Source organism: Roseovarius atlanticus, from assembly GCF_001441615.1.
Classification (GTDB): domain Bacteria; phylum Pseudomonadota; class Alphaproteobacteria; order Rhodobacterales; family Rhodobacteraceae; genus Roseovarius; species Roseovarius atlanticus.
Window position 1 is genome coordinate 12,005 of the sequence record NZ_LAXJ01000028.1, and the last position, 20,661, is coordinate 32,665.

Annotated in this window: 22 protein-coding genes; 7 read left to right on the forward strand and 15 right to left on the reverse strand. The window is 57.0% G+C overall.

The annotated features are described in order from the left end of the window. Positions 1 to 250: 250 nt before the first annotated feature. Complete coding sequence (locus XM53_RS19915; RefSeq protein WP_057796576.1) at positions 251 to 1,159, forward strand: cytochrome c oxidase assembly protein; 909 nt, start codon at positions 251 to 253, stop codon at positions 1,157 to 1,159. Positions 1,160 to 1,162: 3 nt separating this feature from the next. Here the strand turns inward: XM53_RS19915 and XM53_RS19920 are convergent, their stop codons facing one another. From XM53_RS19920 to XM53_RS19985, 14 genes are all read right to left on the reverse strand, one after another. Continuing rightward, the gene (locus XM53_RS19920) at positions 1,163 to 1,768 is read right to left on the reverse strand and encodes an SCO family protein (RefSeq protein WP_236544574.1); all 606 of its coding nucleotides are present in this window, start codon (positions 1,766 to 1,768) and stop codon (positions 1,163 to 1,165) included. 302 nt (positions 1,769 to 2,070) lie between these two features. Further along, positions 2,071 to 3,012: a cytochrome c oxidase assembly protein gene (locus XM53_RS19925; protein ID WP_236544575.1), complete on the reverse strand. Its 942-nt coding sequence runs from the start codon at positions 3,010 to 3,012 to the stop codon at positions 2,071 to 2,073. Between the two features lie 47 nt (positions 3,013 to 3,059). Next, positions 3,060 to 4,985 (reverse strand): penicillin acylase family protein, encoded by a 1,926-nt coding sequence (locus XM53_RS19930; RefSeq protein ID WP_057796578.1) that lies wholly within the window; start codon positions 4,983 to 4,985, stop codon positions 3,060 to 3,062. A 24-nt stretch (positions 4,986 to 5,009) separates the two neighbouring features. Further along, the gene (locus XM53_RS23605; RefSeq protein WP_057796579.1) at positions 5,010 to 5,177 is read right to left on the reverse strand and encodes a hypothetical protein; all 168 of its coding nucleotides are present in this window, start codon (positions 5,175 to 5,177) and stop codon (positions 5,010 to 5,012) included. After that, positions 5,177 to 6,748: an apolipoprotein N-acyltransferase gene (lnt, locus tag XM53_RS19940; protein ID WP_057796580.1), complete on the reverse strand. Its 1,572-nt coding sequence runs from the start codon at positions 6,746 to 6,748 to the stop codon at positions 5,177 to 5,179. The genes XM53_RS23605 and lnt overlap by 1 nt, the downstream gene beginning before the upstream one ends. Continuing rightward, the gene (gene lspA, locus XM53_RS19945) at positions 6,745 to 7,215 is read right to left on the reverse strand and encodes a signal peptidase II (protein WP_057796581.1); all 471 of its coding nucleotides are present in this window, start codon (positions 7,213 to 7,215) and stop codon (positions 6,745 to 6,747) included. Before lspA ends, lnt begins: the two co-directional genes overlap by 4 nt. Before the next feature lie 4 nt (positions 7,216 to 7,219). Next, complete coding sequence (locus XM53_RS19950; RefSeq protein ID WP_057796582.1) at positions 7,220 to 8,002, reverse strand: ZIP family metal transporter; 783 nt, start codon at positions 8,000 to 8,002, stop codon at positions 7,220 to 7,222. 22 nt (positions 8,003 to 8,024) lie between these two features. Beyond that, a complete protein-coding gene (locus tag XM53_RS19955) occupies positions 8,025 to 8,483 on the reverse strand; it encodes a DUF411 domain-containing protein (RefSeq protein ID WP_057796583.1) in 459 nt (152 codons plus the stop codon). A 3-nt stretch (positions 8,484 to 8,486) separates the two neighbouring features. After that, complete coding sequence (locus XM53_RS19960) at positions 8,487 to 9,860, reverse strand: M23 family metallopeptidase (RefSeq protein ID WP_057796584.1); 1,374 nt, start codon at positions 9,858 to 9,860, stop codon at positions 8,487 to 8,489. Further along, the gene (locus XM53_RS19965) at positions 9,857 to 10,483 is read right to left on the reverse strand and encodes an SCO family protein (RefSeq protein WP_057796585.1); all 627 of its coding nucleotides are present in this window, start codon (positions 10,481 to 10,483) and stop codon (positions 9,857 to 9,859) included. Before XM53_RS19965 ends, XM53_RS19960 begins: the two co-directional genes overlap by 4 nt. Continuing rightward, on the reverse strand, positions 10,483 to 10,950 hold the full coding sequence (locus XM53_RS19970; RefSeq protein WP_236544576.1) for a copper chaperone PCu(A)C: 468 nt from the start codon (positions 10,948 to 10,950) through the stop codon (positions 10,483 to 10,485). The genes XM53_RS19965 and XM53_RS19970 overlap by 1 nt, the downstream gene beginning before the upstream one ends. A 28-nt stretch (positions 10,951 to 10,978) precedes the next feature. After that, entirely contained in the window at positions 10,979 to 11,638 is a 660-nt protein-coding gene (locus tag XM53_RS19975; protein WP_057796586.1) for a DsbA family protein, read from the reverse strand. Continuing rightward, on the reverse strand, positions 11,635 to 12,057 hold the full coding sequence (locus tag XM53_RS19980) for a disulfide bond formation protein B (RefSeq protein WP_057796587.1): 423 nt from the start codon (positions 12,055 to 12,057) through the stop codon (positions 11,635 to 11,637). The genes XM53_RS19975 and XM53_RS19980 overlap by 4 nt, the downstream gene beginning before the upstream one ends. A gap of 4 nt (positions 12,058 to 12,061) precedes the next feature. Beyond that, the gene (locus XM53_RS19985; RefSeq protein WP_172977597.1) at positions 12,062 to 12,631 is read right to left on the reverse strand and encodes an SCO family protein; all 570 of its coding nucleotides are present in this window, start codon (positions 12,629 to 12,631) and stop codon (positions 12,062 to 12,064) included. A gap of 552 nt (positions 12,632 to 13,183) precedes the next feature. Here XM53_RS19985 and XM53_RS19990 point away from each other — a divergent pair. Genes XM53_RS19990 through ccmI form a run of 4 tightly spaced genes read left to right on the forward strand, consistent with a single transcriptional unit; the run spans position 13,184 to position 17,361 of the window. Next, positions 13,184 to 15,175: a heme lyase CcmF/NrfE family subunit gene (locus XM53_RS19990; protein ID WP_057796639.1), complete on the forward strand. Its 1,992-nt coding sequence runs from the start codon at positions 13,184 to 13,186 to the stop codon at positions 15,173 to 15,175. Between the two features lie 4 nt (positions 15,176 to 15,179). Further along, on the forward strand, positions 15,180 to 15,731 hold the full coding sequence (locus tag XM53_RS19995; RefSeq protein WP_057796588.1) for a DsbE family thiol:disulfide interchange protein: 552 nt from the start codon (positions 15,180 to 15,182) through the stop codon (positions 15,729 to 15,731). Then, positions 15,728 to 16,213: a cytochrome c-type biogenesis protein gene (locus XM53_RS20000; RefSeq protein ID WP_057796589.1), complete on the forward strand. Its 486-nt coding sequence runs from the start codon at positions 15,728 to 15,730 to the stop codon at positions 16,211 to 16,213. Before XM53_RS19995 ends, XM53_RS20000 begins: the two co-directional genes overlap by 4 nt. Then, entirely contained in the window at positions 16,210 to 17,361 is a 1,152-nt protein-coding gene (ccmI, locus tag XM53_RS20005; RefSeq protein WP_057796590.1) for a c-type cytochrome biogenesis protein CcmI, read from the forward strand. The genes XM53_RS20000 and ccmI overlap by 4 nt, the downstream gene beginning before the upstream one ends. A 98-nt stretch (positions 17,362 to 17,459) precedes the next feature. Here the strand turns inward: ccmI and XM53_RS20010 are convergent, their stop codons facing one another. Then, positions 17,460 to 19,562, reverse strand: coding sequence for a protein-disulfide reductase DsbD family protein (locus XM53_RS20010; protein ID WP_057796591.1), 2,103 nt, complete (start codon positions 19,560 to 19,562; stop codon positions 17,460 to 17,462). 106 nt (positions 19,563 to 19,668) lie between these two features. On the opposite strand from XM53_RS20010, the gene XM53_RS23225 reads away from it, so the two are divergent. Together XM53_RS23225 and XM53_RS20015 are read left to right on the forward strand one after the other, a co-directional pair. After that, positions 19,669 to 19,860, forward strand: a complete 192-nt coding sequence (locus tag XM53_RS23225; protein WP_144435627.1) for a hypothetical protein — start codon at positions 19,669 to 19,671, stop codon at positions 19,858 to 19,860. 179 nt (positions 19,861 to 20,039) lie between these two features. Beyond that, positions 20,040 to 20,468: a MerR family transcriptional regulator gene (locus tag XM53_RS20015; protein WP_057796592.1), complete on the forward strand. Its 429-nt coding sequence runs from the start codon at positions 20,040 to 20,042 to the stop codon at positions 20,466 to 20,468. Positions 20,469 to 20,661: the final 193 nt, after the last annotated feature.

Here is a 20,661-nt window from a genome sequence, read left to right on the forward strand (position 1 = left end):
CAACAACCTCAAAAATATTACACCAAAGATCGAGTTACGATCGCTGCAAGCGAAAACTTACGACCAACAACTCATATTACAGTGATCTGCAACTGGGACGGTGCGATAGCGACAGAGCTATGCGGAGGCTTGGCCGGCGGCTGATCATTGGCCGATCATCACCTCAGGCTCTGACAGGGCGGGCACACAAATTGCCACATACTTGTGTCTTGCGTTGCGTCTTCCAATCGATCAAAAGACCATCGCGACCATGACCATTCAGAAACTCGAAGCCAATGCCTTGCCAAGCGACACTTTGGCCTATGGCAGTATCGTTCTGCTTGGCGCGGCTCTCTGGGCGCTAACCACCTACTTTCCGGCGCAGATGCCGGCGATCCTGCCCTATCAATTCTCGTGGCTGATCTATCTCGCGGTGACGCTGTCGGGGCTCTGGTTCGCGCGCGGGCTCCGGCGGACCGCGCCGGGAGACCGCGTGAGCCGATTGCGGCAGGCGGCTTTCTGGACGGGGTTGGTGTTGTTGTGGGGCGTTACGCAGACCGGGTTCGAATATCTCGCACAGCGCATGTTCTTCACTAATCGGTTGCAGCACGTCGCCATGCATCATGTAGGCCCGGTCCTGCTGGCGCTCAGCGCGGGTGGCCCGGTGCTGCTGGCGGGAGCGCCGGAATGGTTGCGCGCGCTCTGTGCCAGCCGCTTGGTGATTGTTATCTATCGCACGATCCAGCAGCCCGTCATAGCGGTGATACTCTTCGTCGGACTGTTCTGGTTCTGGCTGATCCCGCCGGTGCATTTCGCCGCCATGCTTGACCCGGTGCTCTACCAGGTGATGAACTGGTCGATGGCGGTGGACGGCATCTTGTTCTGGGCGCTGGTACTGGACACTCGGCCCGCGCCGCCCGCGTGGTTGCGTTTCGGCTGGCGCGCTGCGCTGGCCGTGGGCGTCATGTTTCCGCAGATCATTCTAGGCGCGCTCATCTCCTTCGCCACGGTGGACTTGTTTCCCTATTACGCATTCTGCGGGCGGTATTTCCCTTCGATCTCTGCGGTAACGGATCAGCAGATCGGCGGCATCGTCATCTGGATTCCTCCCGCGATGATGAGCGTTCTGGGCCTCTTGGTGGTGGTGCGAAATATGCGCGCCGCCAACGCAGACCTTTAGCCTTCAGGCGCTCATCACGCGGCGGATGTCGCCGGTGGCCCCAGCGATGTCGGCCTGTAGCGTATCGAAACCGGGCCATATGACGCGCGCGTCGCCTTGCGCATCGAAAACATAGACAGACTTGCCGTGCGATACATCATAGGTCAAGTCGTCCGGCTGATGTGGTTCGATCTTGTAGGTGACTTTGAGGCGCCGGGCAAGACGGGCCAGTTGGTTGGGCGTGCCGATCAGCCCGTCAACGCACGGCGTGAAGGCGGCGGCGTATTCCGTCATCACCTCGGGCGTATCGCGCTCGGGGTCCACTGTAACGAAGAGTATCGACAGTTTCGCGGCGTCCTCGCCCAGCTGATCGACCACAGCGGACAGGTTGGAGAGTGTCATCGGGCAGATATCGGGGCAGAAGCTAAAGCCAAAGAACAGCGCGACGACCTGTCCTTCGTAATCGGCCTGTGTCACGCGCGTCCCGTCCTGAGCCCGGGTCATGGTGAAAGACAGGTCGGGTAAAAGCCCGCTTACATCCTCGCCATACCATCCAGCCTCGTTACAGGCGGCCAGCGGCACGACCAGTCCTGCGGACCCCATGCGCCGGAGCAGCGCTCGGCGGGTCATCGTCGCGTCAGTACGGGCCATATTTTACCAATATCGCCACGCCAAAGGCCGTTGCGAAAAAGAGACCGGCAACGCACAGCAAAATCCAGAGCACCATTCGATTGCTCGATCTGGTCGTTCGCTTGACATCGCTCGCCGTAGGGTCCGACGTCTCGGTTGCTTCGGTCCCCTCATCCATACCGGTTTGCTATATCATTTCGGCGCGTATCACAACGTGCCAAGCCGCAAGCGGGATGCGACAAGGTGCCTCGTGAACAGTTCTCGTCATGCCTGCGCATTGCGTGCTGGCGGGATGGCAACGATCACAGTGCATACACAATCGTCACCACCGTTATCATGACGATCAAGAACATGACCAACGCGCCTAGGGCGAGCGTCCGGCCCATGTCACGATTTGGCTTTGCAACCTTCAGACGCAACTCTTCGGCCGTTTCCGGAAATTCGAGCGCGGCGGAGTTCGAGGCGCGCGTCAGTTCGTATCGCGCATCCCAGCGACGCACTTCCGCAGCGTTCCAGCCGTTCATGACCAGAATGATCGCGGCGATCATCACCATCGAGGATGGGACCCAGATCACGTAGCCACCAATCGTTTCATCGGATAAAGTTGCAGATAAGCCGGTGCCTGTCGTTTGGTAGGAGGCATAAAGGGCCACCTCCTTAAGTGTCGTGAGGGAACCCAGAAAAATGTTTGAAACAATCACCACAAAACCGGAGATCAGCCTCGCTCCGCGTCGCGCACCGGCAGGGGGATCCCTCCAGTCGAAAAGCATGCCGAAATACCAGATCCCTGCCAGCACCATCGCCAGATGTGCGAGCAGCTCGACCGCCGCGATGCGCTGCGCAAGTCCGTAAAGGACCGGTATCTGCCAGACGAAGAGCGAAGCGATGAGCAAGGCAGTGGCGGTTGCCGGATGCGCCATGAACCGCACGAACCAGGCGTTCGCCAGCGCGCCGAGGTATCGACGCCACCGACTTTCCAAACCGGCTTGCAGGATGCGCCACGGCTGCGAAACAGCGATGAGCAGTGGTCCTGCAAGGCGAAGGAGAAGATGTTCCACCTGGTGCACCGAAAAGAGGCTGTGCCCCAATGAAGCCAGAGACGCATTCGTGGCCACGAAAATGCAGGTCAAGCCAGCGAAGAACATAGCCTGCCGCCAAAGAGAAACCGTCCCGCGAATACGAGCGGATCGCGCGAGGCCGCGCATGTAGTACCATGCGGCCAAGCTGACGGAAACAAGGGACACTGGCGAAATCGCATATCCAAACGGGTCGAAAAGGAGGAAATATGTGATTATCGGCTCCTCCCTTGTTTTACTGCCCGGCTGTAGGCGGATAAGGGTGAAAGTCGCGAAGTTCCTACTGCGCCACCCCGGGCCAAAGATAGATCGGTTGACATCACGAGGTATTTGCTCTGCATCCACCTAGGAAACAGGTTGTCGTAGAAACGTGACAGCGGATGGCCGGACTGACCGGCAGGCGTGATGAAATAGGAGAGGCTTTCATCCGAAAACGACATGACTGCCTGAAAATTAGTGCCGACGCTGGAGGCGACCGGGCGGTCATTGTCAGAAGCGATCAGTGTATAAGGGTCACCCGAGTATGGCGCTTCGAGAGACAACAAATCGCTGATAATCCCGTTCGACTGGATTGGCGACCACTGCATATTCAGTGTGTGTTCCGCGCCCCAGAACCAGACTGAAGGATCGCTTCCGTACCGGTCAACAAGCTTGGCAATGGCATCATCCAGAGCTGCACGAGCCTGATCCTGGCAGGTCTCAATGCGGGCGGACGGGCGGATGTCGCACCAGATTGCGCTCCCTCTTCGATCTGAAAGGACCGCGGATAGGAAATCAGGATTCGGTCTGGTCCAGACCGCAGTTGCAGATGGAAACTCATCTTGAAGTATGCGTCTTTGCAAAGCACGTACCCATGTCCAGAACACGAGCGGTTCCAGTGAGTAGCGACCCATCTCGCCATTCCATTGAGAAAGCTCGTCCAAAACTTCTTCGCGAAGCTTTCCGACTTTGTTCTCCTTGATGTCGCTTGCGGAACTCACGAACCAGAGCTCTTTTGCCATCAGCGGAAGAAGGGTACGCGCGACAGCGCTGACCGTGTCGCGTTGAACCGCAATCGCGCTCTCGACAGTGAATACGGGCCGGCGATCATCGAGAACTGCAAGTCTGGCGTCTTGAAATGATCCAGGACGCTTGACCTCGCTTTCAGGCCAAACCGCCAGAGTTGTCCGGTCGACCGCTAGGACCTCCAATCCATCTGGCACCTTGTTCATGGTTGCGTTCAGAGCATAGTTCACACCGGCGGACTTGGCCAGACGGTCGAGCATCATCAAGAAATCACTTGTCTGCGCAGCTTTGGAAACTTCTGGTTCTTCTATTTCATTTGGCGAAAAAGATCTGAACGCCCAGGCGACGCGCTCGTTGTGACCAACGACAATGAAAGGCACGCCTGGCATCGTAGCGCCAATCGCGACCCCTTCCGGCGTTTGAAGGTCTGCCAAGTACCATTCGGACGGCAGTGACAAAGGACCACTGATATCCGCCGCAAGCATCGGTGCTCCGGTAGTAGTCCGATCTTCGGGCAACGCCCACGCAGTCAGTTTGACCCTTGGAGAAGCGGCAAACAACTCGGGTGTCGCGGGTCGATCTGACGGAATCTGGTTATCTGGGAATCCAGACAGTTCGTTCTGAAGTTTATCGGGGCGAAGATCGTTCAGAAATGCGTTTGCGACATTGATGCTATCAACGGGCCTCCACGCCGCGATCGTTCTCTCATCCGCGATCAACAGTTCAGGTGCGCCTCTGCCGCGCCCGCCTTCGGACACCAGCCCAAGCCAGGCGTTGACACCTGCGGCATATGCTTCGAGTGCATCCGATGTCGACGGTTCAAGTTCAGCTATCTGCTCAAGTGGCAATAAACCTTGCGCTGTCCGCCTTGCCCTCAATAATTGCCCCAGCCGGTCTTGCGCGTGAACGAAACCGAGCGCGAAATAGCTGTCTGCAGCGGAGCCGGCGGAAATGTGTGGTATAGCTGAAGCATCTCTCAGGACGTTAACCGGGCCTTCTATACCCGCAACGCTAAAGTTCTCTTCATAGTCAGGAACGGAGGCATTGAGCAGAAAGTAGCCAGCACCCCAAACGAACAAGCCTGATGCAAAAATCGACAGGAACAAATATAGTGAAATGAGGATCAGCCGTCTCAATTCGTCGCCCGTACAAAACTAGTTTCAGGATATGATGCGCAAGAAGATCAACGAGGCGAAATAGGCGAGCAAGCCGAAGACAATGCCGGAGCTTGTCGCATATTGAAGCATATCCAGGCGGTCCCCTTTCCGTCGCCGCGCCAGATAGCCACCCCAAATCGTACCTCCGACAAATCCCGCGAGCACCAGCATCACAATTCCTCCGATCTTGTATTTTCGCGATTGAAACGTTGACATGTGAATCCGACGGCAAAGGCTATGCCCCAGGCCGCACAGATGAGCGCTAGCGACGTCCAATCACCGAAACGTGCGTAAGGCGTGGGCGCATGCGCTGCCGGAAGCCTGGCATCTATGACACCAGTTTGCCCGATGTCGAGACGGGCGACGATCTCTCCGCTGGCATCGATAATCGCGGATATCCCAGTGTTGGCCGCGCGGACCACGGGAAGCCCTTCCTCGACCGCGCGCATGCGCGCGGAAGCGAGGTGTTGCTCAGGTCCAATGCTGGTTCCGAACCATGCATCATTTGTACCGTTGAATATCCAGTCAGGACGGAGAAGCTCATCGACCACCTGGCCCGGAAAAATGATCTCGTAACAGATCGCCACCCCGACCAGAGGTGCCCCAGGGATCGCCAGTGTGCGTGGCCCTGGTCCTGGCGTAAAATCGCCTAACCCTTCTGTCAGCCGCTCAAAGGGCAGCAAGCCTTTCAGGGGCACATATTCCCCGAACGGAACGAGATGATGTTTTGCATATCCCGCCAGAATCTCACCGCTGCCGTCATAGGCTTGTACAGTGTTGAAATATCTGGTTGCCCCATCTCCCTCTACGCGGTCCGGCGCACCTGTCAAAAGGACCCTGCCGTCTGGCAAAGCCGCAGATATTTGCGTGCGCGCAATGGCGTCCTCGTCCAGAAAACCGGGGAAAGCCGTTTCCGGCCAAAGCAGCAGATCGAAACGGCCGGGTCGCACAGACAATCTCAGGTATTTTTCCAAGGTTCGCTTGCGGCTGCCCGGTGCCCACTTCTCGACTTGCGGCACATTGCCTTGAACAATGCGCAATGTAATGTCTGTCGGCGGAACGTCTTGACTTGACCAAAGTGTACCGCCACCCCAGAGACCCGTCATCGCAACGGAAAAGAGCGCGAAAACGGACAGACGTCTCTTTGGCGCTACCGCAATCAAAACACTTGGCAAGGTGCCGATGAAGACCGTGAGAAAGCTCATGCCGTAGCTTCCAACCCAGGCCGCTGGCTGTCGCAGCGCGGCGTGATCGACCAAAGCATATGCAGCAAGGTTCCACGGAAATCCTGTCAGAACATGACCCCGCAGCCATTCCGTGGCCATCCAGCAGGTCGCAAGCAAAAGGCCCGCCTTAATACCATGGAGAACTCGATGCTGCATTATGGCGGCAAAAAGCATAGCTGCGCTGGCCGGGAAAATCGCTAGCCCGGCGGACAGTCCCACTACTGCTGGGATCGCCAGTGCGCCGAAACGTTCGGCATCGACGTAAAAGCTCTCGGCGATCCAGGAAATTCCAATCCCGAATTGGCCCAGTCCGAAAGCCCAACCGACAAGGAAAGCGCGCGAGGTTGAGATGTTCCGGAGAACAATAAAGAGCACGGAGAAGGAGACAGGGACCGCGATGAGCCAAGAAAACGGCGGAAGGGTCAAAACCGTCAATCCGCCGGCAACAAGGGCAAGACCTGTGCGCGGGAAGAGGTTTGGGTCCTCACTAACGAACTGCGGCAAACCTGGCTTCATGAATCGGTCTGAAGTCGAGCGCCAACCCACGGCGCACTGAGCAGCACCACGCCGCCAACCACAAAAATATCGGCCATGTTGAAGGCAGGCCAATGCGCCGTCCCGATGTAGAAATCGAAGAAATCCGTCACTGCACGAAAGCGCAGGCGGTCCAGAATATTGCCAAGAGCACCGCCGATGATCGCACCATAGGCAATGGCCTCGACCCGGCTGCTGGAACGGATCAGCATGGCCGCCAACCAGACGCAGATGCCAAGCGCCAATACGACAAGGCTCCACCATGGCGCACCGCCGAGAAGCCCGAAGGTCACCCCGTCATTGCGCAGGTAGATGAGATTGAAGCCGGGAAAGACCGATACACCGGAACTAAGTACAGTCGCATTGGAAACAACGATTGCCTTCGTTGCCTGATCGACAAGAAAGGCGATTAGAGCAGCAAGCAGACCGACGAAGAGGCAAGTTCTCATACGCTTATCCCAGCCAGACGTCGAGGAACAACATGATGACAAGACCAACCGCGAGGCCGAGCGTCGCCCTGTTCTGATGGCCGGACCGGTGGGTTTCCGGAATGATCTCGTGGCTGATGACGTAGAGCATCGCACCTGCTGCGAAGGCGAGACCCCAAGGCAGCAGCGGTTGCGAAAGACTGATAATGCCCGCGCCGAGAAGCCCACCGAAAGGCTCGACGAGACCGGTCAGAGCGGCGATGCCCCAGGCGCGAAACCTGGAATATCCCTCGCCGAGCAACGAAACCGCCACCGCCAGACCTTCGGGGGCATTCTGTAATCCAATACCGATAGCAAGTGGCAACCCGCCCGACAAACCGTCAGCCCCGAACCCGACGCCGACGGCAAGCCCTTCGGGAAAATTGTGGATCGTGATCGCGATGATGAAAAGCCAGACGCGGCGCAGCGATGCGGCGTCTGGGCCTTCCCGCCCCGACTTGAAATGCTCATGCGGCAGCCGTTCGTTCATCAGAGCAACGGCGCCCATGCCAAGCAGAATCGCAACGCAAACGATGGCCGCCGGGAGAGCACCGTTGTCGAACTGTCCTTCGGCTGCGTCGAGAGCTGGAATGATCAGCGAAAAAAACGAAGCAGCGAGCATGACACCCGCTGCGAAGCCAAGCAGCAGATCGCGCGTAGCCCGGGACGGGATGCGCCCAAAAAGAACTGGGACCGCCCCGACCGCAGTCAGCGATCCGGCGGCCAGGCTTCCAAGAAAGCCAAGGGTAATTGGAGAGAAAGGTTCCAAGCGCTGAAGTCTCGGCGATACGTCAGTCAGCGGCCGAATAGCTGCTAAAGATCTCGGTCGATCCATCGCCGCGGATCAGGAAGACGTCATAAGCCTCACGATCGTCTTCCGGTCCCATGCCCGGCGAGCCATAGGGCATTCCCGGCAACGCCAGCCCCACTGCATCAGGACGCTCATCCAGAAAACGCTGAATGTCTGATGCCGGCACATGACCTTCGATCACGTAGGCGTCGACCAAAGCCGTATGGCAGGACACCATGCGCTGAGGCACGCCATTGTCGAGTTTGAAGCGCACAAGAGATCCCCCGAACATGTCCTCGCCTGTCGGCGCGAATCCGCTTTCCTCCAGATGCTTCATCCAGGAGTGACAACAGCCGCAGCCGTTTGTCTTTCGGACGTCAATCTGGATCGCAACGGCGACAGCTTGCCCCGCGGGAAACAAGGCCAGCGTGACTGCAAGGGCGGGAGCCAATCGTTTCATGGATCAAAGCCTTTCGGTTGTCGTTTCGGCAAATTCGCTGGCGAGCCTCTCAGCCAGAAGTGAACGCGCCTCACTCAGTCGCTCAAGCGCGGCCGTGTCGTCCGCTTCACGCTCGGCCGCCTCTGCTAGTCGGTCGTCAGAGAGAGGATCGGTCGGGCGACCGTCGACCAGAACCTCATAATGCAGATTTGGGCCGGTTGCGGTGCCAGTTGCACCGACGCGGCCGATCAAATCTCCGGCCATCACTCGCTGCCCTTGTTCGAGTGTGTCCGGCACCTCGCTGAGATGTGCGTATCGTGTCAAGGTGTCGGATCCATGCGCTATCTCCACCACCCGGCCATATCCACCACGACGTCCGATAAAGCTCACGCGTCCGGGCGCCGTTGCTTTTACCGGCGTACCGCTTGCCGCGGCAAAGTCGACGCCGGTGTGCATGCGCACATTCCCATAGACTGGGTGTGTGCGACGGCCAAAGACGGAACTCAGCCGCGCTCCTTCCACCGGTTGCGCAAACACGCGCAGCACTTCTCCGTCGACATAGATCGTCGCTTGACCGCTGCCGTCGTCCGGCCAGACGATCTCGTAGACCGATCCACCAAGATCCAGCTCAGCGAAGGCAAGCTCAGGCTGACCAATCCTCTTGTTCCCGTCTCGGGCCTCGCGCCAAAGGAGGCGCATCGTCTCGCCACCCGCGAGATCACGACGGAAATCCACGGTGCCGCCCAGCATCTGCGCCAGGTCCACCGCAAAACGGGCGGGGATGTCTGCCGTGTCCAGGGCAGCGAAAATCGAGCTCTCGATCACCGCCTTGCCGGCGAAAGTCACCAATTCGGGGTCCGGCTCCAACACGCGAGCGGCAAGCAGTTCGCCGAAGACCGCCTCTATCCGGACACCGTCTTCGACGGCGAGTTCTACACGACGCGGGTTGTCGTCCGTTGTGGAAACCACGGTAACGATGTGACCCGGACGCAGACGGCGCAAATCGTATTCCGCGCCAATCGCCAAGGCGATTTCGGCGCGATCCGAAGCATCCAGCCCCGCATCGGAGAGGACCGCATCAAGCGTCTCGCCCGACGCAATCTCGCGCGACCAGGTGACCAGCGAGGGCTCGATAGATGGCAAGGAGGTATCTGTGGGGGAAACGGTCAGGAGGGGCACGGGTCTGAACTCGAATGCGATATCCGCCTGGGCGAGTGTGGGGCGGACCGAATTGATTTCGGCAATCCGGGGCGGCGTGAGCGGATCGGGAGTCCAGAGGGTCGCTTCAGCAATCGAAGGGGGCACCGGTTCTTTGGACAGAACGCCAGAGATGGCGATGCCGGCAACCGAAATCGCGCCTGCGACCGCCACGGCCGCCAAGACAGTTCCTATCTTCATTTTGCCCCCTCTACGTTTTCTGTCAGTGCGCGCCGGATCTTTGGCACCGCGAATTCTCTTGGTTCGTGATAGTCGATCATCGTGACGAGCTCACCCTCGGCATCGAACAGGAATACGCTTGCCGTATGGTTCATCGTATAGCCGCCGCCCTCAGTCGGGACGCGCTCAAATGAGGCACGAAACCCTTCTGTGGCGCGGGCAATCTGGTCTTCCGGCCCCGTCCAGCCACGAATGACCGGATGAAAATAGCCGACATATTCGGCCATGGCCTCAACCGTGTCCCGCTCCGGATCGACCGTGATGAAGACAACGTTCATCTCTGATGCTTCGTCGCCCAGTTCCTCAAGCCAGCCGGAAATATCCGATAGGGTCGTCGGGCAGATGTCCGGGCAGTAGGTGAACCCGAAGAATACCATTGTCGGACGACCGATCAGGGTGCCAGGCCCTACCTCATTTCCCTCGTGGTCGGTCAGCCGAAACTCCATCGCCGATAGGGGCAGGGGCCGCTGCCCTTTTGGTTCAGGCGCACCAAGCCCGTCCACCCGCCACCAGCCCACGAAGAGCGTCATGCCAAGGACGCCGGCACCGGCTGCGCCGTATAGAAGGAGCTGCCGACGTTGCATCAGCCCTCTGGTCCACGCGCGGCGATCCCGAGGATTGGGACCTCGACCGTCACCTTGCCGCCATCCGAGAAGGTCAGTGTCAGCGGGAAAGTCTCGCCTTCGGCCATCGGCTCTTGCAGCTTCATGAGCATGGCGTGCAGCCCGCCCGGCTCCAATGCCACGCTTTGGCCGGGCTCAATCGTGATCTCGCCTGCAGGCGCCATGGAACTGAGGCCAGCGGAGTCGGTTTTCGTCTCATGGATCTGGGGCATCATTGCCAGCGGTGTCGCAATTTTGGTCAGCGTAACGGCGTCGTCACCCCTGTTGCGCACGGTCATGTAGGCAGCCCCCGGACGGCTCGTGCCGATCGAGGCGCGGGACCACGCGCTCTCGACGACGACATCCTCCGAGCCGGCAAATCCCGGGGCCGACAGGCCCGTGAGCAGCAAGAGAAAGGCCAATCCCTTGATGTGTGGAAGTTTTTTCACGACAATTTCTCCTGCATCTGACCGCGTATCAACTTTGGCTGGCCGCAACTTCCGTCGCCACCAGCCGCCGTAGTTCCGCCTCACCGAACGGGTCTAGCGGTTTGGCATTTACGTAAAACGTGGGCGTTTGTCGCACGCCAAACGTTTTGACATCGGCACGGTCTTGGTTCAGCACCGCTACAACATCGGGGGCCAGCATCTGCGTCTGGGCAGCTTCGACATCCAGACCTCCGCTTGCGGCAATCTCAAGGAGCAAACCCGGCTCCGGCGCACCATGGGACGCCCATCGGGGCTGCTCTTGCAAGACCGCTTCGAGCACCGGTTCGAACACGTCCTGCATCCGCGCAGCTTCAAGAACACGGATCGCTTCCACCGAAGCGTCCCCGTGAAAGGCAGTGTATCTAATTACGACACGTACCGCATTACCGTGCCCAGCCATGATATCCTTGACCACGGGATAGAATGCGCGGCACGCCTCGCAAGCTGGATCGAAAAACTCGACAATCGTGACAGGCGCCGTCTCGGGGCCGAGGATCGGGGAATAGGGCCGGATCAGCCCATCGGCCAATTGCGGGTCGACGGGGGCGGCCTCGGCAATCGCCTCGGGGCGGGTTGCGTACCATGCGGCACCGCCGAAACCGGCGGCACCGAGAGCGAGAACGGACAGGATGAGGCCGCGTCGTTTCATTTTTGTGTTTCCTTCAGTGAGACAGCCGACAGCAGACCGATCATCGCGAAGGCGACGAGCGCCATCAGTGGGATAGGAATGCCGAAGAACAATTGATTGTCGTCGGTACAGGATGGGCCGCTCGCAGTGCAGGGCTGGATGCGTTCGGGAATCAGCCCGAAATAGAGGCCGAGGTGCCAAAGTGCTATGGCGGCGCCACCGATAGCCAGCGCGATCGCGTAGCGACCGACGCGCCGGTCCTGCCACCACAGCCCAAGCCCGAGAATTATGGCCAAGGGGAACATGAAAGTGCGTTGAACCCAGCAGAGTAAGCAAGGAGTCTGCCCCAGCACCTCCCCGATGAAGAGTACGGCGAGAGATGCGTTTAGCGCGATGAACCAAGCCAGGCCGAGAGCAGTCTCTCCGGAAAGTCGGGTCATAAAATCAGAGCCTCTCTCTTAGGTCGGCGAGGATATCTTGAGCGGGGGTGCCATAGGGCCAAGATTTTGCGAAGCCTGCTTGCGTGTCGAAAAGGAAAAGATGTGATGTATGCCCCATTGTATAGCCGTCTGATGCTGCAGCTTCCTCGATCCGCTCGTAGAAGATTGGAAAGGTTTCGGATGTCTCATCGATCTGTTCCGGTGTGCCTGTGAGCCCGATGATGCCCGCGTCGAACTTTGGCACATACTGCGCCAGTGCGGTCGGGTTGTCTCGTTGGGGATCTATCGTGATGAAGATTGGTTGGACTTTTGACGCGTCATCTCCCAAACCCTCCATCACCGCTGCGACCTCTGAGAGCGTCGTTGGACAGATGTCAGGACAATTTGTGAAGCCGAAGAAAACCAGCATCCACTGGCCTTCGAAGTCCTCTTCTGTAAAAACCATTCCATTGTGCCCTGTTAGTTCGAACTCCGCAAAAAACGGCGGTTCACTTACATCTCGCCAGCTGGCGGCACGGTAGTCAGCCGATAACAAAAACCCGATAAAGGCGAACGATGCCGCACCCGCCAGCATCCACAATATCTTCTGAAGACCTGAAAGCACCACGCAGCTTTGCACAATTTCTGCTCCGATTTTTTCTTTCTCGTACATCCTGCAGCAGCTGTAGGTTCAAGCTCTTTTATCCTTCTGAGACGGCACGTCACGCGACTGTGAATGGGAAGTTGCCATCCGTTTTGAATGACTGCCCAGATTGTCATTTGTCGTATTGGTTAGGTTCGCGATCGACGTCACGCTGGTGACGATCTGCAAGCATCCACGATGCCAAGGTCCGTGCAAAGCGTTTTAAATATTAAAAGATAGCAATCAGCGGATCTGAGAGCCAAAGCAAAAATTAAAACGTTTGAACCTACAGCTGCTTCAGGAACTACGATGAAGTCGAATCAACACAGTGGCTCCAATCGCGACTTGGACACAGAAAGTTTCCGGTTGGGTCGATGTCAATAATTCGCGAAACCGTTCTCGACTGGCCGAAGTAGATCGAAATGATAAGAAATCTCGTTGACCAATGCCATAGTGGAGAAGTCGTTCTCCGTGATCCGAGAGCGCTCGTCGGGAACATGCAACATGACGCCTGAGATTGGACAGTTTGCGCTAGTCTTGGCGCTTGCAGTCGCAATTGTTCAAAGTGTCCTGCCAATTGTAGGGGCGAACACGGGGCGCGTGCTTTGGATGGAAAGTGCGAAGACGACAGCCGCGATTCAGGTGACATTGGTTGCAATTGCGTTTGGCGCACTCATGCGCTCATTTGTTGTCAGTGATTTCACTGTTCAAAACGTAGTGGAAAATTCCCACTCGCTAAAGCCGATGATCTTCAAGGTTGCGGGCACTTGGGGCAGCCACGAAGGGTCCCTGCTTCTCTGGACCCTTATTCTCGTACTTTTCGGGGCTGGGGTCGCGCTGCTGGGCAGAAACATTCCGGTTGGTCTCAAAGCGCGAACGTTATCGGTTCAAGCCTGGATTAGTGTCGGTTTCCTGAGCTTCATGCTCTTTACATCCAATCCGTTCGAGCGGGTTTTCCCGCCGCCTCTGGATGGCACGGATCTTAACCCGCTTCTGCAGGACATCGGGTTGGCGATGCACCCCCCGCTCTTGTATTTTGGGTATGTCGGCTTCTCGATCGTCTTCTCCTTCGCGGTCGCGGCTCTGATAGAGGGCCGGGTGGATCCCGCATGGGCGCGTTGGGTGCGGCCATGGACTCTGACGGCCTGGATCAGCCTCACTGCGGGGATCGCACTCGGCTCTTGGTGGGCGTATTACGAACTTGGCTGGGGCGGCTGGTGGTTTTGGGACCCGGTTGAAAACGCATCCTTCATGCCTTGGCTTCTCGGCACGGCACTCCTGCACTCGGCTATTGTCACGGAAAAGCGGGATACGTTCAAAAGCTGGACCATTCTTTTAGCCATCCTGACCTTTTCTCTGTCACTTCTTGGGACATTTATCGTCAGATCCGGCATTTTGACATCCGTTCACGCGTTCGCGGTCGACCCAGCGCGCGGCGTGTACATTCTCGGCCTTCTTGGTGTGACAATTGTCGGCTCACTGACACTTTACGCATGGCGCGCGCCTCAGCTTGGATCGGTTGGCGTCTTTCGGCCAATCAGCCGCGAGGCTGGGCTTTTGCTCAATAATCTTCTGCTCGCGACCGCAACGGCGACCGTCCTTTTTGGAACACTCTATCCATTGTTTGTGGAAGCGGTGACTGAAGAAAAGATCTCTGTAGGACCACCGTATTTCAACGCGACTTTTATCCCTTTCATGCTGCCGCTCGTCATAATAATGGGAGTTGGCCCATTCCTGTCTTGGAAACGGGCCGATCTTCCCGGTATCTGGCAACGGCTGCGTTTGATTTTTGGTATCGCGATTGGTGTCGCGGGGATCGTTTGGTACCTTCAGACAAACGGGCCCCTGCTCGCTGTGGTCTCAATAGGGATTGCAGCCTGGGTTTTTTTTGCGACTTTGCGCGAATGGGCGCTGCGTATCAAGCTCTTTGATCTACCGCTTTCTCAGTCGCTGCGTCGCGCGCGGAACCTGCCGCGCTCCGCGCACGGTATGACGCTCGCGCATCTCGGCGTTGCAATGCTTGTGCTTGGATTCGTAGGTTCAACAGCCTGGAAGGAAGAACGTGTTCTTTTCGCAGAACCGGGGTCGACCGTGGACATCGCAGGTTTTGAGGTAATATTCGACGGCGTCGAACGGTTCCGTGGTCCAAACTACATCGCACAACAAGGCCAGCTTCGCGTCTTGAAAGATGGACGGGAGATTACGCTTCTTCGTCCGGAGCGCAGAAGCTATCCAGTTGCGGGGACGTCCACAACCGAATCTGCAATCCGATCAACGCTAAGCGGTGATCTCTACGTCACCATCAGTGAACCTGCGGCCGAAACGGCGTCGGGCCAGTGGAATTTGCGCATCCTCTACGAACCACTGGTTAATTGGATATGGATCGGAGCGACGATGCTGGTGCTTGGCGGGTCCCTCTCGCTATCGGACCGGAGATTGCGGGTGGGTGCGCCGTCGCCAAAGAGCCGGTCGTCAGCGCTTCAACCGGCGGAATGATACGATGAAGAAAATCATTCTCGCGCTGCCAGCGCTGATCGCAGTAGTCTTGGGTGGATTTTTGTTCTGGGGGCTCAACCCAGACCGTGATCCTAACGCAATCCCTTCCGCTTTGGTCTCCGAACCAGTTCCGGATTTTGAACTCCCACCGGTAGAGGGTACTCAGACACCCGGACTGTCGTCCGCAGCCCTTCGTAGCGTTGGCGAGCCGGTTTTGGTCAATGTATTCGCTTCATGGTGCGTGCCCTGTCGTGCTGAGCATGTGGTGCTCACAAGGCTTGTCGAACAGGACGGTGTTCGGCTGATGGGGATCAACTACATGGACAAATCAGCAGATGCAGCCAATTGGCTGGAGGAGCTTGGCAACCCCTATGAGAGGATCGGATCAGACAGCGAAGGCCGCGTCGGGATTGAGTGGGGTATCTCCGGCGTACCGGAGACTTTCGTGATCGATGGAACGGGGATCGTAGTCTATCGCTATGTTGGTCCCATTGTGACGCCAGAGGCACAGGATGAAATTCGTGCTGCGTTGGCCGCAGCAGGTGGTCAATCATGAAGGGTTGGCTCTATTTACTCGTACTGGTGCTTGCCGCGACAACCGCGGCCTGGGCTGTGGAGCCAGATGAGTTGCTGGATGATCCGGTGCTTGAGTCGCGCGCCCGGGAGCTTTCAAAGCAGTTACGCTGCGTTGTCTGCCAAAATCAGGATATCGATAGCTCGAATGCTGGTGTTGCCCGAACGATGCGCACCTTGCTGCGCGAACGTCTGATTGCAGGTGAAACAGATGACGAGATCATTGCGTTTTTCGTAGATCGCTACGGTGACTTCGTCCTTTTCAAGCCGCGACTGAAACCCGCCACATATTTGTTGTGGTTCGGACCTGCGGTTCTTCTTGCCGTTGGGATTAGCGTTGTCTTTGTCACAATCAGGCGCCGAAGCAGGGCGGTTCTTGATGGCACTGCTGATCCACTGAGCCCCGATGAAGAGCGTGAGTTCGAGGCCATTTTTAAGGAGAATGAAGGACGGAGAGGCCCATGATTTGGTTGGTGTTAGGCGCGATGGCATCCATCACCGCCCTCCTGTTCTTGTCCTGTCTCTATCGAACGGGTGAAGTCCTGAATAGAAAGGATGGAGCGTTGGTTATCCTCAAGGATCAGCTTTCCGAAATTGATATTGATCAAGAGCGGAATCTGATATCCGTTACCGAGGGGGACGCGGCCAGGGTTGAAATCAAACGCCGCATTCTGGCTGCCGGTCGGCTTGCGACACGTGAGTCGTCGCGCGCAAGTGGGCGAAGCATCATCTTCGCGTCCGCCATTGCTACGCCATTGGTAGCCTTTGCTTTGTATTCTCAAATCGGCTCGCCAAAGATCGAAAGCCAGCCTCTGGCGTCTCGCGCATCTGAAATCCAGAAAGCCGCAAACCTCTCAGAGTTAACCCAGAGATTAAAAACCCGGCTTGAAGCTGACCCGTCGGGTGGACCAAGTGATGGTTGGGTTCTGCTCGGTCAGACCTATATGCGTACAGCTCGTTACGATGATGCCGCCGATGCATTCGAACGCGTCACAGTTCGCGACAATGTAGATATCTCAACCCTACTGCTATTTGCCGAGGCCTTGATCGCAGCCGAGAACGGGATCGTGACGCCGCAAGCGGAAAGCGTGATCGAACGTGCATCAGAGATGGACCCTGATGATCCAGGCCCAATTTTCTATAGGGCCCGGATCCTCGAACAGGACGGGGTTCCAGAGGAAGCGAGGGCGCTTTTGATCGAGCGTCTCAAGAGAGCGGATCGCGCCTATCCGTGGATGGAACTTTTTCTGTCTGTCGCCAACCGATTGGGGGAACAGGTCGGAGAGACCCCTGTCACTCTAGCTGATTTAATTCCGGATCCACAGGACGCACGGGGCCCCCGTGCGGTCGATATCGAGGCCGCCCAAGATATGTCAGTCGAGGAGCGCAGCACTTTTGTCCGCTCCATGGTTGACCGCTTGGCGGCGCGATTGTTGAATGACCCAGCCAATCTTGAAGGATGGCTTCGGCTAGCGGAGGCGTACAGTGTGTTGGGTGACTTTGATGCTGCCCAGAACGCCGCCGGCAAAGCGCGCAGCTTGGCCGAAAGCCTTCCGGAAACCGACCCGACGCGTGCCGCCGCCACGGCCCGATTGGATCGGATCAAAAAATAAATTGAGGCTGCGAATTCTCAGATACATAACAGCTTCCCTTCACCTGAAACTGAACCATTGCAGGTTCTGCCTCTCTTGAGCGATGCAACGGCACTATTTCATCGTTTTCGGACAGCGCTGAGATCGGCAGCCGACAGCGCTTCGAGAACCGCATCCACGGATAGCAATTCAGATAGAATGATACCTTCAGGCGCATCTGGACCGTAGACGATGTTGAACGGAATTGCGTATCTGCCGTGTGTCTCGAGATAGGATTGGATTCTCGCGTCCGGTCGCGTCCAATCCGCGCGCATCGCAATCACCGCTTCCTCGCCAAGTGCTCCCAAAACTGGTTCACGATCTAGGACCAGGGTTTTGTTTGCTTTACAAGTGATGCACCAATCCGCAGTAACGTCCACGAATACGGTTTTGCCTTGCGACACTTCACGCGCGATCCGGGACCGGTCGAACTCGACCCAGTAAGAATTGATCGAGTCTGTTACATCATCGGAGCCTTTTGGCAGCAGTGCAGGGGCCGCCAACGTCATGCCCAAAACCGCAGTCATTCCCCACAGCAAACCGTTATTGGGCTGGGCCTGATAGGCTCTCGTAGCCAGTACGATGAACCCAAGACCCAGCAGCACCAAGCCTGTGAGGGTTGGCGACGTCACACCAATCAAGACCCAGCATAGCCATGCAACGGTTCCGGCAAGCAGCAATCCGAGAACAATTTTCAAGCTTATCATCCAAGGTCCCGGTTTGGGCAGTCGGGACAGAAAACCAGGCCAAGCGGCAACCAGAATATATGGCAGTGCAAGCCCAATCCCCATCGCTGTGAAAACCGCAAGTATATCGCCTGTCGTGCCGGAAAGCGCGAAGGCAATGGCTGTCCCCAGCAACGGGGCGGAACAAGGCGTTGCAAGTATCGCAGCCAGAGCGCCGGTGGAGAAGTCTTCGGCATACCCCCGCCCAAAGCGGCCAGATAGCCTCGCCATCCAACTGCTGGGCAAAGAAATTTCAAAAACTCCAAACAAATTAGTCGCGAAGAGTCCGACAACGAGAATGAGTGCTGTCAAGAAATATGCATTCTGAAATTGCATACCCCATCCAACGGCATATCCGAGCATCTGCAGCGCTATGACCGCAAAGGCCAGTACCCACATGAAAGCAACAGTTCCCCCAGCCGTAGCGACAAACCCCGCGCGCAATTGTGAAACGGAGCGATTCTTCATTCGAAGCGCCGATCCGAATTTGATCGATAGAACTGGCAAGACGCATGGCATTACGTTCACTATCAACCCTCCCAGGAAGGACAGCAAGAGAATCGGGAAAAACTGACCCCTATCTTGGCCGGTTTCGGATGCGTAAGGTGGAGCAGGTACAATGTCGGTGGTGTTCACATCATCGAATGTAACCGCGACATCGTCGTCCACGACAGTAATTCGAAGGGAGGATTGTTCCTCGCTTAACGCGAGAATCGGAATACTTGCCCAAAGACCGGTACGATCATTTGTAAGGCGGATATCGGGCGCACCGAATGCAGAGCCTGCATCAGACTCCGGAAAAATATCGGGATTGTTCCAGCCAGAAGGCCGCGTCATGTGAATAACCAAAGATTGACCCTGCTTCAGCGCTGCGCCCGAGATCGCTATTGCGCTTTCTGTTCCTACGACAGGTACGCGAGCGGCCCATGTCGCGATTTCGGTCGCGGCTCTAGCGTCGACGCCGGATCCCAATGGAACAGGGAGAGTCAGTTCAAACCTTTCCGGGACGCACACATTGGAGCAGATCAGCAGATTGACGATTGCCTTCAGCTCGGCTGACCTATCAGAATCCATAAGCTGCAATTGTAACGGAAATGTAACTTTCTTGCCGTAGCCAAAGTTTTCAATTCCGAAGGCGCGAAAACGCGTGGGTGCGGGCCAAAGCATGTCGACGGATTCAAGGTTTGTGGACCCTTCCCAGTCGATCTCCGGCGGCAGGCCAACCTCGCCGGGTGACCGCCAGTACGCTTTCCATCCTTCCTCCAATTCAATCTTCAAACCCGCCGAAAGAAACAGCGATCCCGGGGCGATTCCCGCTTCCGCGACGATCAAGCGCGCCGTCAGTGCTTCGGACCGATACGCATTGGACTCCAAGGCGCGAACAGGACTTGCCACTAAAACCAGAAAGATTGCAAAACTCACAAGCAACCCGCGATACCAAGCCAAGGCTATACGCATTCTCTGACCTCTTTATCTAAGCGTTCTGTCTGGGCAAGATGACGCACTGTGCAATGTCCTGACGCCTTGCGATGCCTTCAACCTGTCAAGCAGGGAGCATAGCCAATTGTCCAACCGACTGGTCAACAGCGATGCCTGTTCGGGCTTCGTGCAAAACAGCAGTTCTTTCGAATACAGATTTGGCCCGCGTCCCATGATGCCGCAGTTATTGGCTAGTGCCTTGCAAAAATTGATCCTGTTCCGGATCCTCACCACGCGCCAAGACCCCAAAATAAACTCTGAAGACTTGAAAATCTAGCGCTACTCCTTGAGTTCCGATTCTTGATATCTAACATGCGTACATCCTCTAGCCGCTGTAGGTGCAAGCATCATTGGCACTTCTCGATTGGTCACTCACCGGTCTGCGAGACCCAGTTGGAGCTTGCGATACGCGCCGCGTAAATCTACACTGACTGTAGGTAACATGGGGAACCTGCAATGCTGACAATAGGGACGCTCGCGAAGAAGACTGGAACGAAAGTGCAGACCATCAGATACTACGAGCAGATCGGCCTTATGCCTGAACCCGGCAGGTCCCAAGGCGGCCAACGGCGCTATGGCCTCGACGAACTCGACCGTCTATCTTTCGTCCGGCACGCACGGCAACTAGGATTTTCTCTGGACGCGATCCGTGAACTCCTCGATCTCAGCGATCATCCGGAAAAGTCCTGCGCGGAAGCCGATGCAATCGCCCGCCGGCAGCTAAAGCAAGTCGAGCAAAGATTAGCCCGTCTAGAGGCTCTTCGTACTGAATTAAAAAGAATGGTGCGCGAATGCAGCGGCGGGCAAATGTCGGATTGTCGCGTGCTGGAGGTGCTTCGAGACCATTCCGAGTGCTTAACCGATCACCAAGAAATTGGCGCTTGATATTCCCGCCGCAAAAGCCCATCCGCTAACGATTTTGGCCTGAATTTTAGGTTGTTTTACGACGTGCGCTTGAGTGCTACTTGGGGGTTCGACACTTGAAAATTTTACTGAGCGCGTGCAACACGCTAGTTGGATGGCAGCTAGCAAAGATGGTGTTCGGCGAGGAGCTATTTGACGCTCGATCTGCTGGTGC